This is a genomic window from Myxococcales bacterium, from assembly GCA_016720545.1.
GTDB lineage: Bacteria > Myxococcota_A > Polyangia > Polyangiales > Polyangiaceae > JAAFHV01.
In genome coordinates, this window is the sequence record JADKKK010000001.1 from 581,465 (window position 1) to 596,094 (window position 14,630).

Annotated in this window: 12 protein-coding genes and 1 pseudogene; 8 read left to right on the forward strand and 5 right to left on the reverse strand. The window is 71.7% G+C overall.

Annotation, left to right across the window (positions count from 1 at the left end; translation table 11 throughout):
• Nucleotides 1-12 precede the first annotated feature (12 nt).
• Both IPQ09_02410 and IPQ09_02415 read right to left on the reverse strand, forming a co-directional pair.
• Nucleotides 13-1,203 carry an ABC transporter ATP-binding protein gene (locus IPQ09_02410; protein ID MBL0193075.1) on the reverse strand — a complete coding sequence of 397 codons (1,191 nt, stop codon included), beginning with the start codon at nucleotides 1,201-1,203 and terminating at the stop codon, nucleotides 13-15.
• Nucleotides 1,204-1,223: 20 nt separating this feature from the next.
• Nucleotides 1,224-2,486, reverse strand: a complete 1,263-nt coding sequence (locus IPQ09_02415; GenBank protein ID MBL0193076.1) for an efflux RND transporter periplasmic adaptor subunit — start codon at nucleotides 2,484-2,486, stop codon at nucleotides 1,224-1,226.
• 309 nt (nucleotides 2,487-2,795) lie between these two features.
• On the opposite strand from IPQ09_02415, the gene IPQ09_02420 reads away from it, so the two are divergent.
• The 3 genes and pseudogenes from IPQ09_02420 to IPQ09_02430 all read left to right on the forward strand — a co-directional run bounded on the left by IPQ09_02420 (nucleotide 2,796) and on the right by IPQ09_02430 (nucleotide 5,226).
• Nucleotides 2,796-3,425: a sigma-70 family RNA polymerase sigma factor gene (locus tag IPQ09_02420; protein MBL0193077.1), complete on the forward strand. Its 630-nt coding sequence runs from the start codon at nucleotides 2,796-2,798 to the stop codon at nucleotides 3,423-3,425.
• Complete coding sequence (locus tag IPQ09_02425; GenBank protein MBL0193078.1) at nucleotides 3,422-4,825, forward strand: hypothetical protein; 1,404 nt, start codon at nucleotides 3,422-3,424, stop codon at nucleotides 4,823-4,825. The genes IPQ09_02420 and IPQ09_02425 overlap by 4 nt, the downstream gene beginning before the upstream one ends.
• A gap of 263 nt (nucleotides 4,826-5,088) precedes the next feature.
• Nucleotides 5,089-5,226: pseudogene (locus IPQ09_02430) on the forward strand (Hint domain-containing protein).
• Nucleotides 5,227-5,558: 332 nt separating this feature from the next.
• Here the strand turns inward: IPQ09_02430 and IPQ09_02435 are convergent.
• Complete coding sequence (locus IPQ09_02435) at nucleotides 5,559-5,849, reverse strand: hypothetical protein (protein MBL0193079.1); 291 nt, start codon at nucleotides 5,847-5,849, stop codon at nucleotides 5,559-5,561.
• A 51-nt stretch (nucleotides 5,850-5,900) separates the two neighbouring features.
• Between IPQ09_02435 and IPQ09_02440 the strand changes: the two genes are divergently transcribed.
• Together IPQ09_02440 and IPQ09_02445 are read left to right on the forward strand one after the other, a co-directional pair.
• Nucleotides 5,901-6,374: a hypothetical protein gene (locus IPQ09_02440; GenBank protein ID MBL0193080.1), complete on the forward strand. Its 474-nt coding sequence runs from the start codon at nucleotides 5,901-5,903 to the stop codon at nucleotides 6,372-6,374.
• Between the two features lie 138 nt (nucleotides 6,375-6,512).
• Complete coding sequence (locus IPQ09_02445; GenBank protein ID MBL0193081.1) at nucleotides 6,513-6,680, forward strand: hypothetical protein; 168 nt, start codon at nucleotides 6,513-6,515, stop codon at nucleotides 6,678-6,680.
• 85 nt (nucleotides 6,681-6,765) lie between these two features.
• Here the strand turns inward: IPQ09_02445 and IPQ09_02450 are convergent, their stop codons facing one another.
• Nucleotides 6,766-6,996, reverse strand: a complete 231-nt coding sequence (locus IPQ09_02450) for a hypothetical protein (protein ID MBL0193082.1) — start codon at nucleotides 6,994-6,996, stop codon at nucleotides 6,766-6,768.
• A 203-nt stretch (nucleotides 6,997-7,199) separates the two neighbouring features.
• Entirely contained in the window at nucleotides 7,200-9,275 is a 2,076-nt protein-coding gene (locus IPQ09_02455; GenBank protein ID MBL0193083.1) for a carbon starvation protein A, read from the reverse strand.
• A gap of 100 nt (nucleotides 9,276-9,375) precedes the next feature.
• On the opposite strand from IPQ09_02455, the gene IPQ09_02460 reads away from it, so the two are divergent.
• The 3 genes from IPQ09_02460 to IPQ09_02470 all read left to right on the forward strand — a co-directional run bounded on the left by IPQ09_02460 (nucleotide 9,376) and on the right by IPQ09_02470 (nucleotide 14,524).
• Nucleotides 9,376-11,259 carry a hypothetical protein gene (locus IPQ09_02460; protein ID MBL0193084.1) on the forward strand — a complete coding sequence of 628 codons (1,884 nt, stop codon included), beginning with the start codon at nucleotides 9,376-9,378 and terminating at the stop codon, nucleotides 11,257-11,259.
• Between the two features lie 54 nt (nucleotides 11,260-11,313).
• Nucleotides 11,314-13,455 (forward strand): hypothetical protein, encoded by a 2,142-nt coding sequence (locus IPQ09_02465; protein ID MBL0193085.1) that lies wholly within the window; start codon nucleotides 11,314-11,316, stop codon nucleotides 13,453-13,455.
• 220 nt (nucleotides 13,456-13,675) lie between these two features.
• Nucleotides 13,676-14,524 (forward strand): hypothetical protein, encoded by an 849-nt coding sequence (locus IPQ09_02470; protein ID MBL0193086.1) that lies wholly within the window; start codon nucleotides 13,676-13,678, stop codon nucleotides 14,522-14,524.
• Nucleotides 14,525-14,630 lie beyond the last annotated feature (106 nt).

The window sequence follows — 14,630 nt, forward strand, 5'->3', positions numbered from 1 at the left end:
CCCCGATACCCCTCAGCGCCTCGGCGCGAACACGGTCATGAGGCCGTACAGCACGAGGGCGCCGACGAGCGTGAGCCCACACGCCGCGCCGGCGAAGCGGAGGCCCGCCAGCGCGCCCGCCTCGCGTACGGCGATCTCTACCGGCTTGGGCACCGAGGCCACCGCCACGACGCCGCGGAGCAGCAGCAAGAACGCCGAAAAATACAGCGCCGCGCGGAGGCGCTGGTCGCGCGTGAGGGGCCGCCCGAACGACCGCTTCCCGGCGCGCGCCCCCGCGTACGCCGCCGCGACCACGGCGAACACGAGCGGCACCGCGCGCACGTCCTTCGTCATGACGTAGGTGTTGTACAGGGAGCCGAGCATCGCGCCCCCTAGCGCGCCCGCGAGCATCGTGAAGAAGAACCCCGCGGAGAGCGGCGGACCCCGGCGCTCGCCCCGCGCGGCCGGGTCGGCGTCCTCCGCCTCGGGTTTGGAGGCCTCGGGCGGCGGCAGACGCGCGAGCTCCGCCTCCGCGTCCATCGGCGAGTCGTGCGCCACGTCGCTCACGATGCGGCCGTCGCGGAAGGTGATCACCCGCGAGGCGCACGCCGCGATGTCGTGCTCGTGCGTCACGAGCACGATCGTAATGGACTGCTCACGGTTCAGCTTCTGGAGGAGCGCGAGCACCTCGAGGCTGGTGCGGGTGTCGAGGTTGCCGGTGGGCTCGTCGGCCAGGAGGAGGGGCGGGTCGGTGACGAGCGCGCGCGCGATCGCGACGCGCTGCTGCTGGCCGCCAGAGAGCTGGTTTGGCGTGTGGCCCATGCGGTCGCCGAGGCTGACGAGCTGCAGCGACCGCTGGGCGCGCGCCCGGCGCTCGGCGCGACCGACCCCGCGGTACTGGAGGGGCAGCTCGACGTTCTCGAGCGCGGTGGTCCTCGCGAGCAGATTGAACCCTTGAAAAATGAACCCTATCATGCGGTTACGCACGATCGCGCGGCCGTCGTTCGTGCGCGCGCCGACGTCGACCCCGCAGAGCTCGTAGGTGCCGTGGCTCGGCCGGTCGAGGCACCCGAGGATGTTCATGAGGGTCGATTTCCCCGACCCGCTCGTGCCGACGATGGCCACGAACTCGCCGCGCATGAACGTGAGGTCCACGTCGCGGAGGGCATGCACCACGCTCTCGCCAGACTCGTAGTCCTTGGCGACCCCGCGGAGCTCGATCAGCGGCTCGGCGACGGGGGTCATCAGAACGGCTTGCCCTTGCGCTTCTTCTCGTCGGGCTCCGACTCGTCCGTCACGACCTTCGCGCCGTCGTCGAGCCCGGTGACCTCGGTGAACACACCGTCGGTGACGCCGACGCCGACGATCTTCGCCTCCGCCTTCTCGTCGCCGGGGGTGTCGGAGACGAGCACGTGCACGCGCGCTTGCCCTTTGGGGAGCGGCGCCTCGGGCGGGCGCGGCAGCGCCTTGCCGTTTGGGCCGAGCTCGGGCGTCGGCTTGAAGCGGAGCGCCGCGTTGGGCACGCGCAGCGTTGCCTTGGCCTCTTTGGTCTTCACGGTGATGGTGGCCGTCATGCCTGGCCGGAGCTTCTCCTCCGGGTTCTGGACCTCGACCACGGCCGAGTACGTGACGACGCCCTGCACGTTGTTCGGGGAGAAGCGGACCTGCTGCACCTTCCCGTGGAAGATCTCGCCGGGGAACGCGTCGACGACCGCCTCGACTTCCATCCCCTCGCGGAGCTTGCCCACGTCCGCCTCGTCGACGTCGGCCAGTACGCGCATGCGCCGGAGGTCTTGCGCGATGACGAAGAGGACGGGCGCCTGGAACGACGCGACGACGGTGGAGCCGGGCTCGACACCTCGCGAGATGACGATGCCGTCGACCGGCGAGTAGATCTTCGTGAAGCTCTTGTTCGTGGTGGCCTGCGTGAGCTGCGCCTGGATGGCGCCGGCCTGCGCGGTCGCCGCCGCGACCTGTGCCTTGGCCACCTCGTACTGCCCGCGCGCGGCGTCGAGCTCGCCTTGGGACGCGAGGTTCTCGCGGTGGAGGCGCTCGACCCGGTCGAAGCTCGCCTTCGTGGCCGCGAGGTTCGCGCGCGCGCTCTCGCCTTGGGCTCGCTGGGCGAGCAGGCTCGCCTGCGACTGGCTCACCTGCGCGTCGAACACGGTCGGGTCGATCTCCGCGAGGACGTCCCCCTTCTTCACGACGCTGTTGAAATCGACCGGCACCCGGGTGACCCGGCCGTTCGCTTGAGCGCCCACGTTCACCTGAAGGAGCGGCTGGACGGCGCCGGTCGCCTGCACCTTCTCGCTCACGTCGCCCCGGCTCACCGCGGCGGTGAGGTAGCGCGGAGGGGGGGCAGGCTTGTTCTTGGCTCGAACGACGAGGCCGACGGCGACGAGCGCCACGAGCGCGAGCACGACCCCGAGGCGGCGCAGCCACACCCGGCCGCCCTCCTCGGCGGCGAGGGCGCGGCGGAGCTCGTCGGTGGAGGCAGTGGCTGACATTTCGATCGCGACCTTCCCGGCTCGTCGGGGGCGCTCGAGGCCCCCCGAGTCACCCCGAGAGGGCACGAGTCGGCCCCGAGTCAAGCATCGGGGCGCATCCTAACGCTTCCCTCCGCGAGCGGTAGCGCGGCGTGCGGACCCGGGCCGGCCTCGCGCGGAAATTCCGAGCGTCCCGCCCAAGGGTTCCGCTCACTTTCTGTCAAAGGTGGCGTGGAAGCGGTATGGTCCCTCGGTATTTTCGCAGCAAGCGGCCCCGCGTGGGTGTCCGCTGGCGCGCGACCCCGTGTGACCCAGCCCCTCGCCCCCGAAATGGCTTCGAACAGACCGCCCCCCACGTCGGCGCTCACGGACCGTGAGCTGCTCGACCTCGCCAAAGCCGGAGACGCTCGCGCCTTCGGGCAGGTCGTCCGGCGCCACCAGGCCCGGATCCACCGGCTCGCCGTCCACATGGTGCGCGATCGCGCGCTCGCCGAGGACATCGCGCAAGAGGCCTTCTTGCGGGCGTACAACGCGCTCGAGCGCTTCGACGGGCGGAGTGAGCCCTACACCTGGATCTACCGCATCGCGGTGAACCTCTCGCTGAACGCGATCCGGTCGCGCAAGTCGTCACGAGTGTCCGGCGAGGACGACGACGCGCGCCTCGACGCGGTGCAGAGCGACCGGCCCGACGGCCGCGATCCCCAGAGCCAGACCGCCGGGCGAGAACAATACGTCGCGCTCTGCGAGGGCATCGACGGCCTCTCCGAGACCCTCCGCACGACCCTCGTGCTGGTCTGCATCGACGGGGTGTCGCACGAAGACGCAGCCGCGATCCTCGGCGCGCCCGAGGGCACCATCGCCTGGCGCGTGCACGAGGCCCGTCGCAAGCTCAAAGAGTTCATGGTGTCTCGAGGCTTTGGCCCGGAGAGCTTCCCCGGCACCTCTGGAGCAGGAAAATGAGCGTTACAGATCACGAGCGAGACTGGCTCGACGACGCGCTGGCCGCCTGGCCAGGCGCGCTTCGCGCCGACGACGAGCTCGACGCGGCCGCCGCCGAGGTCGAGCGCCGCATCGCGGCAGGCGAGCGTGGCTCGACCGTGGCCGCCATGCCGGACGAAAAAATCTTCGCATCTCCCGTTGGACAGTCGCCCGAAGAGAGTCATAACAACGCCGCCTCGAGCGCGGCTCATAGCAGCACGACGAGCGCGGCGCCCGCATCACGTGGGGCGCGTGGAAAGTCGGAGGAGTCGATGTCGATGTCGTCAGATCGTGAGCGAGACCGCCGTAGTTTGCAGGAGCTTGCCAAGCTCGCCAACGCAACCCCTGCCCCGTCCTCGGTCAAGTTCGACGTCGGCCCGCTCTCGGCGCCGCTGTCCAGCTCGTCCCGGAAAGACGAAGACTCGGGGCTCGTCAATCTGCAGGCGTTCGCGCCAGCGCCGGAGCCCGCTCCGGTCTCCGCGCCGCCGCCGGCCTCCGTCGCGCCCGCGTCTGCACCGCCTGCGTCGGCGGGGCCGTCCTCCGTCGCGCCCGCCAGCGCCGCCCCCTCGTCGACCGACGCCGCGGTGGTCTCGGCCGCGGTGGCGTCGACCACCGCGCCGGCGCCGACTCAAGGAGCAGCGGCCGTGGCCGTCGCCAAGCCTGCCGAGAAGGAGTCCGGCAACGGCAAGCTCCTCGTGATCGGAGGGTTGTTCGCGGCCGCCGCGCTCGCCGCCGGCGCGTTCTTCATGATGAAGCCCAAGCCGGCCGAGCCCGTCGCGATGAACACTCCGGTGGAGACGAAGGCCCCGGACAAGCCCGCGGCCCCGGTCGCGGCGCCCACCGCGGCTCCCGCGGCCACCGAGACGCCGACCGAGCACACCACCACCGCGGCCAAGCCCGTCGCGGCCGTCAAGGGCGCTGGGGCTGCGTCGGGGGGCGCGGCCAAGGTCGATCCCAAGGAAGAGAAGAAGGAAGAGAAGAAGGTGACCGCGGCGGACCTGCCCCCCTCGAGCGGCGCGCCGGGCGACCTCGGCGCCGCCATGCGCGTGGCCGCGGGCCCCGGCGCCCAGACCGCTCACGAGGAGAAGCCGACGGGCCCGCAATTCGCCGCGGGCAGCGTGCCCCAGAAGCCGTCCCAGGGTGCCGTCACAGGCGCGCTCGGCGCGGTGCTCGGCGCCGCCCGCGCCTGCGTCCAGCCGGACGACGCGGTCTCGCGCGCGACGGTCACGTTCGCGTCGGCCGGCAACGTGACGAGCGTGAGCGTCTCGGGTGGCGCGGCGGGCAAGCCCGCCGAGGGCTGCATCAAGGCGGCGCTCATGAAGGCGAAGGTCTCCCCGTTCGCCGAAGCGTCCTACTCGACGCCGGTCACCATCCGCCACTGAGCGCTCGGGCTCGCTGTCGAAGGCTCGGGGTCTCACCTCGAGCCTTCGGGCGTTTTGTGGCGGCGTTCGCCGGGGCGCAACGCAACCGCGCAACGGCGATGCTATGCTCGCGGCGAAACGCACGCTGCCCATTGGCCCCGCCGCGTGCCCATCGCCGATCGTGTGGCGCGTGTACGGATCGCGCCACACCTCCGAACACGGGGGCCGACACGAGGTGAACGGTGAGTACCCAAGATCGTAAGTTGCCCTCCCTCGTCGCCACCATGGCACCCGTGGCGGTGGCCGCGTCGCTGCTCGGAGCGGCGTGCCTCAGCTGCTTCGTCGCGGGCACGCTCGTGTCCACTCCCGATGGCCCCCGCCCCATCGAGTCTCTTCGCGTGGGCGACCTCGTTTGGAGCTACGCGCTCGCCGAGGGACGTCCGGTCGCACGCCCGCTGATCGCGATCCACACCGCGCTGGTGCGCGAGGCGCGGCGCGTCGCGCTCGACGACGGTCAGGTCATCCGGGGCGTCACCCCGGAGCATCCCGTCTTCTCGCCTACGACGCGCCTCTACTTCCCGGTCTCTCGGCTCCGTGAGGGCGATTCGGTCGCAACCTATCGCGAGGGCGCAGAGCACGCGCTCGCCACCGTGGCGAGCGTCGTCGCCACCGAGGTGCCCACACCCACGATTCAAGTGTTCAATCTGAGTGTCGGCGGCGAGGACCAGAACTACTTTGCCGACGGGGTCCTCGTTCACAACAAGAGCCCCGAATGCACGGCCGAGACGTGCTCTTCCTCTGACTCGGCGGCCCCCGACAGCTCGGTTCCCGACTCCACCTCCCCGGACAGCTCGGCTCCCGACTCCGCCTCCCCTGACAGCTCGGCTCCCGACTCCGCCACTCCCGACAGCTCGGCTCCCGACTCCGCCACTCCCGACAGCTCGGCTCCCGACTCGGGCGCAGAGGGCGGCGCGACCTGCGGCGCGTCAGCCATGGGCCAGGCCGTGAGCATTTTTCCGTCGGGCAGCAGCCTCGTCGGGGGCACGCTCACCTACGAGGGGTGCTCTGGCTCGTTCACCCTCGGCGCGACGCCCGCGTGGAACCTCACGGTGGCGGCCGTCCCGAGCTTCTTCCGGTTGCAGGTCCCGGGCTTCCACACGAGCTACTCGGCCGAGATGAACCCGATCGTCTTCTCCGTGCCCGCGCCGATCCCCCTCCAGGCCGTCGGCGCGGCTCAGCTGGCGGGCTACGACGCCACGAAGGCGCACGTCGTGGTGTCGATCGGGGCCGCGTCTGGCGCGCGTGCCAGAAGTCGGGCAACACAGTCTCGCTCCCGGGGCACCCCGAGGCGGTCGTCACGTACGTCAACAGCGACGGCACCGACTCGGCGTCGACGTCGACGCAGCAGAACGGGCTCGCCTGGATCCGCGGCATCACCCCCGGCGCCCCCGTCAAGCCGGCGTTCGTCTCGGGCGTGGCGGGGTGCACCCCGAACCTCGCCTTCAGCACCGGCAACGTCAAGCTCGCCGCCGACAGCGTGTCTGTGCTGAACGTCGAGATGAAGCCCTGAGCACCGCCCTGAAGGCGAGGGCGCCCGTCCCGAGCGGGACGACTTGACACCGGACCCCGCCCCAGCTACTCACAGCGGCCCCGTGAGGTGCGCGCCGTGAGCGGCGAGTCGCCGAGCGCTCACCCAGAAGAGGAATCCATGGTTTCGTCCACTCAGCAGTTCGAGCGTATTCGCAAGCGGAAGGCCACCACCAACGGCAAGCGAAACAAGCGCGAGCGCCGCGCGTCGGGCACGCCCGTGTTCGCGATCCACCCGGCCGGCTACGACGCCGCCGCCGCCGACGCGAAGCCCGCCGTCAAGGCCTGAGCCTACGAGCCTCGCACGCCACCGGGCGCTCCCTTCGGGGGCGTCCGGTTTGGCATTTTGTCGGCATCCTGGGGGCTGTGCCTTGTCAGGCCAGGGCCACGCCGACCCCGTACGCGGCGAGCGCGGCGATCCAGGCGATCGCCATCAGGCCGTCGCCCGTCTCCCACGCGTAGAACGGCGCGAGCGGCGGCACGAGCAGCGCGAGCACGCCCCGCTTCTTGGAGGCGCGCGCCAGGCGCGCGGCGACCACCACGTGGACGCACGCCAGCACGATGAGCGCGACGAGCAGATAGATGCCCAGGGCCCGCTCGTTCAAGGCAAGCCCTCGCCTCGGCCTCGCCTTCGACCTTCGTTGGCCCCTCCGGGCCTCACTTCAAGGTTCATGGCAAGCCCTCCCCTTCGGCTCGGCCTCGCCTTCGACCTTCGTTCGCCCTTCCGGGCCTCACTTCGAGGTTCATGCCTTCCTCCCTTCGTTCGGGCGGCACAGACACGCCGCTCGCCGGTGGCTCGCTCGCGTGTTCACGGCGTGGCCTCGGCCGGCGCGGGGGCGCGCAGGAGCTTGCTCCAGCGAAGCGCGCTGCCGACGAGGATCGCGACGATGAAGACGAGGAGGGTCGAGGTGAACGCGATGTTCACGAGAGCGCGACCGCGCAGGTCGGGGTTCGCGAGCATCGGCACGTAGAGCACGCGAATGCTCTCGACCCCGGCGGCCAGGGTGGTCGAGCCCACGAAGCAGAGCGGGAGGAACGTGACCAAGGCGTAGCGCTTCCGCGGCGCCTCCCGCAGCAGGATCGTGGTCGCGACGGCGAGCGCCGTGCATGCGAGGAGCTGGTTGGCGACGCCGAACATCGGCCAGAGGGTCTGGATGCTACCGGTCAGGATGAAGTAGGTCCACCCGCCGACGATGAGGCCCGTGGCGAGCACCGCCCCGGTCTTGCTCGTGGAGGCGCCCAGCTCTTGCCGCGCGCGCGCCAGAAACTCCTGCATGAGGAAGCGGCCGATGCGCGTGCCCGTGTCGATGGTCGTGAGCACGAACAGCGCCTCGAACATGATCGCGAAGTGGTACCAGTACGACACGAGGCGGCTCATCCCTGGGAGCCCCGCGAACACGCGCGCCATGCCCACGGCGAGCGACACCGCTCCTCCCGTGCGCGCCGCGACCACCTCGTCGGCCTCGCGCGAGAGGGCGGGGAGGTCCTTCACCGTGAGCCCGAGCCTGGCGAAGTCGGCGTCCTCCAGACTGGTCGCGCGCGGCGCCTTCGGATCCACACCAAAGCCAAGCTCGGCGAGCGCGGGGCTCGACAGCGCGAGGGCCTTCGACGCCGAGACGCGGCGCCCGGCGAGGACGTCGAGCGGGAGCGGCGCTCCGTCCTTCGAGCCGAGCAGCTCCCAGTCGTGCTTCCCGAACTTCGACTGCGCGCGCTCGAGGTCCGCGCGGCTCCGCGCGAGGCCGGCGCCGTGGGTCTCTCGGCTCGCGACGACCGCCACCTGCGGATCGGTGTTGATCGCGACGTAGTCCTCCTGGGGCATCGCGCAGGCGGCGATCAGCGCCGTGATGCCGACGAGGCCTTCCATCAGCATCGCGCCGTACCCGATCGCCCGCGCGTCACGCTCCTTGTCGAGCATCTTCGGCGTCGTGCCGCTCGCGACGAGGGCGTGGAAGCCGCTGATGGCGCCGCACGCGATCGTGATGAAGATGAACGGGAAGAGCGGACCTTTGACCACGGGCCCGCCGCCGTGGATCGCGGCCGTGACGCCGGGCATCTTGATCTCGGGGTTCACCACGACGACGCCGACGACCAAGAGCGCGATCGTGCCGATCTTCAGGTAGCTCGAGAGGTAGTCGCGCGGACACAGGAGCATCCACACCGGCAGGACGCTCGCGACGAAGCCGTACGCCGCCATCGCGAGGGTGAGGGTCGTCTTGGAGAGCTTCAAGTGCTCGGCGTAGGCCGAGTCGCCGACCACCTTGCCGAGCCCTAGCGCCACGAACAGCAGCACGACGCCGAACACGGAGGCCTCGCGGATCCCGCGCGGCGAGCCCCCGCGCACCTTGTGGATGTAGAGGCCCATCGCGAGCGCGATCGGGATGGACGAGCCCACCGTGAAGACGCCCCACGCGCTCTCGGCGAGCGCGCCCACCACCACGTTGCCGAGCCCGGCGAGCGCGATGACCACGATGAACAGGATGCCTAGCGCGGTGACCACCCCGAGCCCGGGGCCGAGCTCCTCGCGCGCGATCTCGGCGAGCGAGCGCCCCCCCCGCCGCACGCTCGCGACCAGGATGACGAAATCGTGCACGGCGCCCGCCACGCACACGCCGATAAGTATCCAGAGGTACCCGGGAAAGAAGCCGAACTGCGCGGCGAGGACCGGGCCGATGAGCGGGCCGGCGCCCGTGATCGCCGCGAAGTGGTGCCCGAAGAGCACGACTCGGTGCGTGGGGTGGAAATTCTCGCCGTCGTCGCGGGTGTGGGCCGGGGTCTCGCGCGTGTCGTCGAGGCAGAGCACCTTGGCGGCGAGAAACGCCGAATAATAGCGGTAAGCGACGGCGAGCACCGCCAGCGCACCGAGCATGAAGACGGCGGCGTGCATGGCGCCGAGAAATACCACGCGGAGCGCCCCAGGACGCCGTCACTTCGCGAGAGCCGCGGGAGCCTTTGACGAACGCCCTTCGCCTTGCGAAGCTCACCGGATGCGTCATGTCCACGCGCCCACGGCGGCCCTCGCCGCGGGCCTCGCGCTCTCGCTCGCGCTCACGGTCCCCATGGCGCACGGCGACGACAAGCCTCGCACGATCGCGCCGAACGAGATCCGAGAGGGCATGAAGGGCTACGGGCTCACCGTGTTCAAGGGCACCACGCCCGAGCGGTTCGACGTGGAGGTGGTGGGCGTGCTCCACAACTTCCGGCCGTCGCAGGAGCTCATCCTCGTGAAGACGCCGCACCCACGCCTCAACGTCACGAAGAACGTACGCGGGATGAGCGGCAGCCCCATCTACTTCGACGGTCGTCTGGCCGGCGCCTACGCGTACAGCTGGGCGATGTTCCAGGTGGAGCCCGTCGCCGGCGTGACCCCGATCGCGCCCATGCTCGCGGAGCTTCGCCGCCCGATCCCGCCCGGCTTCTGGCCGCTCGAGGGGCAAGGGCCGCTCCCGCGCGCGGCGGCGGCGGCGCGCCCCGCACCTCGACCCCACGCCGAGCTCGACCGCCCCGCCGTCGACTTCCACGGTGAGCCCGGCCACTACGATCTGGCGCAGCACGCCACGCAGATGCACGCGCGGTTCGCGCCCGATCCGTCCCGGCCGCTCCGCCCCGCGGCGACGCCGCTCATGCTCGGCGGCGTGGGCGACCGCACGGCCGCGAGCCTGCGTGGCGTGTTCGGGCCGCTCGGCCTCGATCCGATGCAGGCGGGCGGCGGCGCGGCCACCGTCGACCCGGCGGCGCCGCAGCACTTCGTCGACGGCGGGTCGCTCGGCGTCGTGCTCGTGAGCGGCGACGTCTCGATGATGGGCCTCGGCACCGTCACGCACGTCGAGGGGTCCCGGGCCGTGGGCTTCGGACACCCCATGATGGAGTCGGGCACGACGGCGCTCCCGACCGCGCTCGCCCGGGTCTTGTGGATCTTCGCGAGCGATCAGCACTCGTCGAAAATAGGTGAGATCATCCGCCCGCTCGGCACGCTCGTGCAGGACCGCATGAGCTCGGTCGTGCTCGACGAGCGCATCGCGCCGCCAATCTTTCCACTGTCGGTCGAGCTGCGCGGCGCCGTCGGCGCGCCGAAGACCTCCTGGCGCACGCAGGTCGCCGAGGACCGATTCATGAGCCCTCAGCTCGCGGCGGCCGTGTACGGCTCGGTGATCGAGGCGAGCACCAACGAGAAGCGCGACGTGACCTGGAAGCTCACCTCCCGCGTGACCGTGAGGGGGCGAGGCACCCTCGAGCTCGACGACTTCGGCGTGTCTTCGGGCTCCATGCCGGACGCCGGCGACTTTCGCGGCGCGCGCGTCGTCCGCTTCCTCGGCGACGTGCTGAACAACCCCTGGGAGCGCGCGTCGATCGAGCGCGTCGAGAGCACCTTCTCGGTGGAGTACACGAACGACGTCTGGCGGCTGCGCGGCGCCGAGGTCCTCGACCCGGTGGTCGACGCGGGGCGCTCGGCGAGGGTGCGCGTGCGCCTTCAACCCAACTACGGGCCCGAGGTCACGCGCGTGCTCGAGGTGCCCATGCGCGAAGATCTCGCGGGCAAGGAGGTGACCCTGGAGATCGCGCCGGGCTACGGCGTGTCGCCGGAGGTGGCGGCCCCGCGCAACCTCGCCGACCTCATCGCGAACGCGGGCCGGCAGCACCTCCTGCCGAGATCGCTCGTCGTGCAGCACGTGGTGGCTTCCCCGGGCGTGGCGTTCGAGGGGCACGTGGCGCCCGAGCTGCCGGGCTTCGCGCTCGATCTGCTCCGGCCCCAGTCGAGCGACGTCGGGCCAGAGGCCGTGCCGTCGTATGCGCGCGCCGTCTTCCCCACCGAGAAGTACGTGGAGGGCAGCGAGCGGGTGAAGGTCAACGTCCGGCGCGTGCTCCGGTAGCGTAGGCCGCTGCTTCGTAGCCCGCGGCCCGCGGGGCCCGTGTAGACTCTCCGAATGCTCGCACTCCCTTGGCGGCTCGTCGCGGCGAAGCCTGTCGCGCTTGACCGCTCGAACGCCGTGAGATCGCCGTCGCGCCGCTCGCGCTCGTACGCCCTCCGGTCTCTCGCCGCCGTCGGCTGGCTCGCCGTGGCCACGCTCTCCACCCGCGACGCGGGCGCCGTAGGCACGCGCGCGTTCTCGCTCGACAGCCTCGAGAGCCTCTCGGGCGGCGATCTCAAGGGCGTCAGCGTAGGGTCGGATGGCCAGGTGCGGGCGGGCCTCACGCTCGGGTCGGCGCCGCTCGGAGCCGACGCGCAGGGCACCTTCTCCGCCCTCGCGCTCCGCGACGGCAGCGTGCTCGTGGGCACGAGCCCACGCGGGAAGATCCTCCGCGTCGTGGGCGACACCGCGGAGCCGTACGCCGACACCGAGGCGCTCGCGGTGACCGCGCTCGCCGAGCTCCGGGACGGCTCGGTCATCGCCGCCACGATCCCCGACGGCAAGCTCTTCAAGGTGACCCGCGGCAAGGTCACGCCCTTCGCGACGCTGCCGGGCGCCAGCTACGCGTGGGCGCTCGCCGTCGACACCGCCGGCACCGCCGTCTACGTCGCCGCCGGTGGCCCGGAGGGGAAGGTGTTCCGGGTCAGCGCCGGCGGGCAGGTCGAGACGCTCTTCAAGAGCACGGAGCGGCACATCGTGTCGGTCGCCGTCGGGAAGAACGGCGAGATCTTCGCGGGCTCGAGCGGGAAAGGTCTCATCTATTCCATCAAGGGCCCGGGCCGGGCCGAGGTGCTCTACGAGCCGGGCGGCCAAGAGGTGAAGGCGCTGGCCGTCGCGACCGACGGCACGCTCTTCGCGATCGCCAACGAGTACAGCTCGCCGCCAGAGCCGCCCCGCAGGAGCGCCGTGGCCGCGGGGCGCCAGCCCGCCGGTCCCACGACGGGGGCGCGGCCGAAGCCCGGCAAGGGCACGCTCTACAAGCTGGACCCGACGGGCCGCCCCGAGAAGCTCATGGCCCACAGCGAGTTCCACTACGACTCGCTCTCGCTCGACGAGCGGGGACGGCCGCACGTGGGCACGGGCGCGGAGGGGCGCGTGTACACGGTCGACGACGCGCACGTCGTCACGCTCGAGGCCGACACCGACGAGCGCCAAATCTCCTCCGTGTCGATCGTCGGAGGACGCGGGTTCGTCGTCGCGAGCGATCCGCCCGTGCTCCACCGCGTGCTGGGTCAGGGTGGCGGCGACGCCGTGTGGACGAGCAAGGCGCTCGACGCGGGCATCCGGGCGCGCTTCGGGCGGGTGACCTGGCACGGCGGCGGTCGGCTCGAGATCTCCACGCGGTCGGGCAACACCCAGGCGCCCGACGAGACCTGGAGCCCGTGGAGCGCCGCGCAGACGAGCGCGTTCACGGTCGCGAGCCCGGCCGCACGCTTCGTGCAGGTGCGGGCCCGGTTCACCGATCCCCGCGCGACCCTCGAAGACCTCAACCTGCCCTTCCTGACGCAGAACCTCCGGCCGGTGGTGCTCGACGTGAGCGCGACCCCGAAGTCGGCGCCCCCGAAGGAGCCGCGGTCCGGGCTGCCTGCCACCGGCGGCGAGGCCCCCAAGCACGATCCGAAGCTCAAGATCTCGTGGCGAGTCGACAACCTCGACGCCGATCCCCTCCGCTACCGCGTGAGCTTCCGCCGGGACGGCACGACCACGAGCTTCCCGCTCACCCAGCCGAGCGAGGTGCTCACCAAGACCGAGTACGAGTGGGACACACAGGCGCTCCCCGAGGGGCGCTACCGCGTCGCCGTCGAGGCGAGCGACGAGCTCGCGAACGGACCGCGCGATACGCTCCGTCACTCCAACGAGAGCAGCGTCGTGGTCGTCGACAATACCCCGCCGCAGCTCAGCGATCTCGCGCTCGTCGGGCGCCGGCTCCGGGCACGCGCGACCGACACGGTCTCGAATATCGCCCGGGTGGAGGTGGCGGTGGACGGCGACACGATCTTCCGCCCGCTGGGCGCGGCCGACGGCGTGTTCGACTCGACCAGCGAGGGCGTCGACGACGACGTCTCGTCCCTCGTGCCCGCCGGCCGGCACGTCGTGACCGTACGCGCCTACGACGCGGCCGGCAACGCCACGAGCCGCGCGCTGGAGGCGAAATAGGCCACGCGCGACCTCGCTGCGCGACAGCGAAGTCATGCGCCGCGCCGCTGCGGCGACCGCGCGGCGACGGAGATTGGCCAAAGGCCGTGAGGTCTCCTACACTTACGAGGTCGCCGGGCGGGGGCTCGACTTCGGCACGCCACATGAATATGCACCTTCGACCCGCATGAGCGCCCCCGCCTCACCGACGCCCCGTCGCCACGCCCAAAGGCGGCTCGGCGTGCTCCTCTCGGCGGTCGTGACGCTGGGCATCTGCGCGGCGGTGCCTGCGTGCTCGGTGCTCGCCCAGGGCGACTTCCGTCCCGACGGCGAGACGCCCCCGCCCGAGGTGATCCCCACCGGCTCCGTACCCGCGAGTGACGCCCGGGCGGCCGACACCGCACCGCCTCCCACGCCGTACCGCGGCAACCCGCTGTGCCGCGCGAAGAAGGACGAAGGCTGCTGGCCCGACGACGGGAGCGCCGGTTGCAGACCCGACGACGGGGGCGCGTCGAAGACCGACGCGGGCACGCGGGAGACCACGCTCACCTGCCGGGTCCACCAGGACGGCCCCGTCTGCACGCCGGTCGGCGCCATCGCCGATGGCGACACTTGCACACGCTCGGCCGAGTGCGGGGCCGGCTCGGACTGCGCGCTCCGCGCCGACGGAACGGGGCAGTGCCGCCCCTACTGCTGCGGCGGATCCTGCGAAAAGATGGGCTCCCCGGCGGGGGGCGCGACCTTCTGCGACGTGGCGCAGCTGGCAGAGGAGTCGAAGCTGAAGGTGCCGGTCTGCGTGCCCGTCCGCGCGTGCAAGCTGCTGAGCGCGGGCGAGTGCAAGGTGGGCGAGACCTGCGCCGTGGTCACCGATCCGGGCGTGACGAGCTGCGTCCCCACGGGCCCCGCGCAAGTGGGCGAGCCGTGTGACGAAGCGCGCTGCGCCGCGGGACTGAACTGCCTGGGGCGCCCGGGCGCACGCAAGTGCTTCCAGCTCTGCCGAGTGGGACAGGCCGCGTGCGGCGAACGCCTGCAGTGCAAGACGAGCTCGCTCATCGGAGACGCGGCTTTCGGCATCTGCCAGCCGCCCTGACCCGCCGACTCGCGCGCACCGCGGGGCCAACGGCCCGTGGCCAGTCCCCGGACGTCCCTGACGCCCGGCGCTGACGCTTCCGGCGATAAATCGGCGTGCCTCGCAG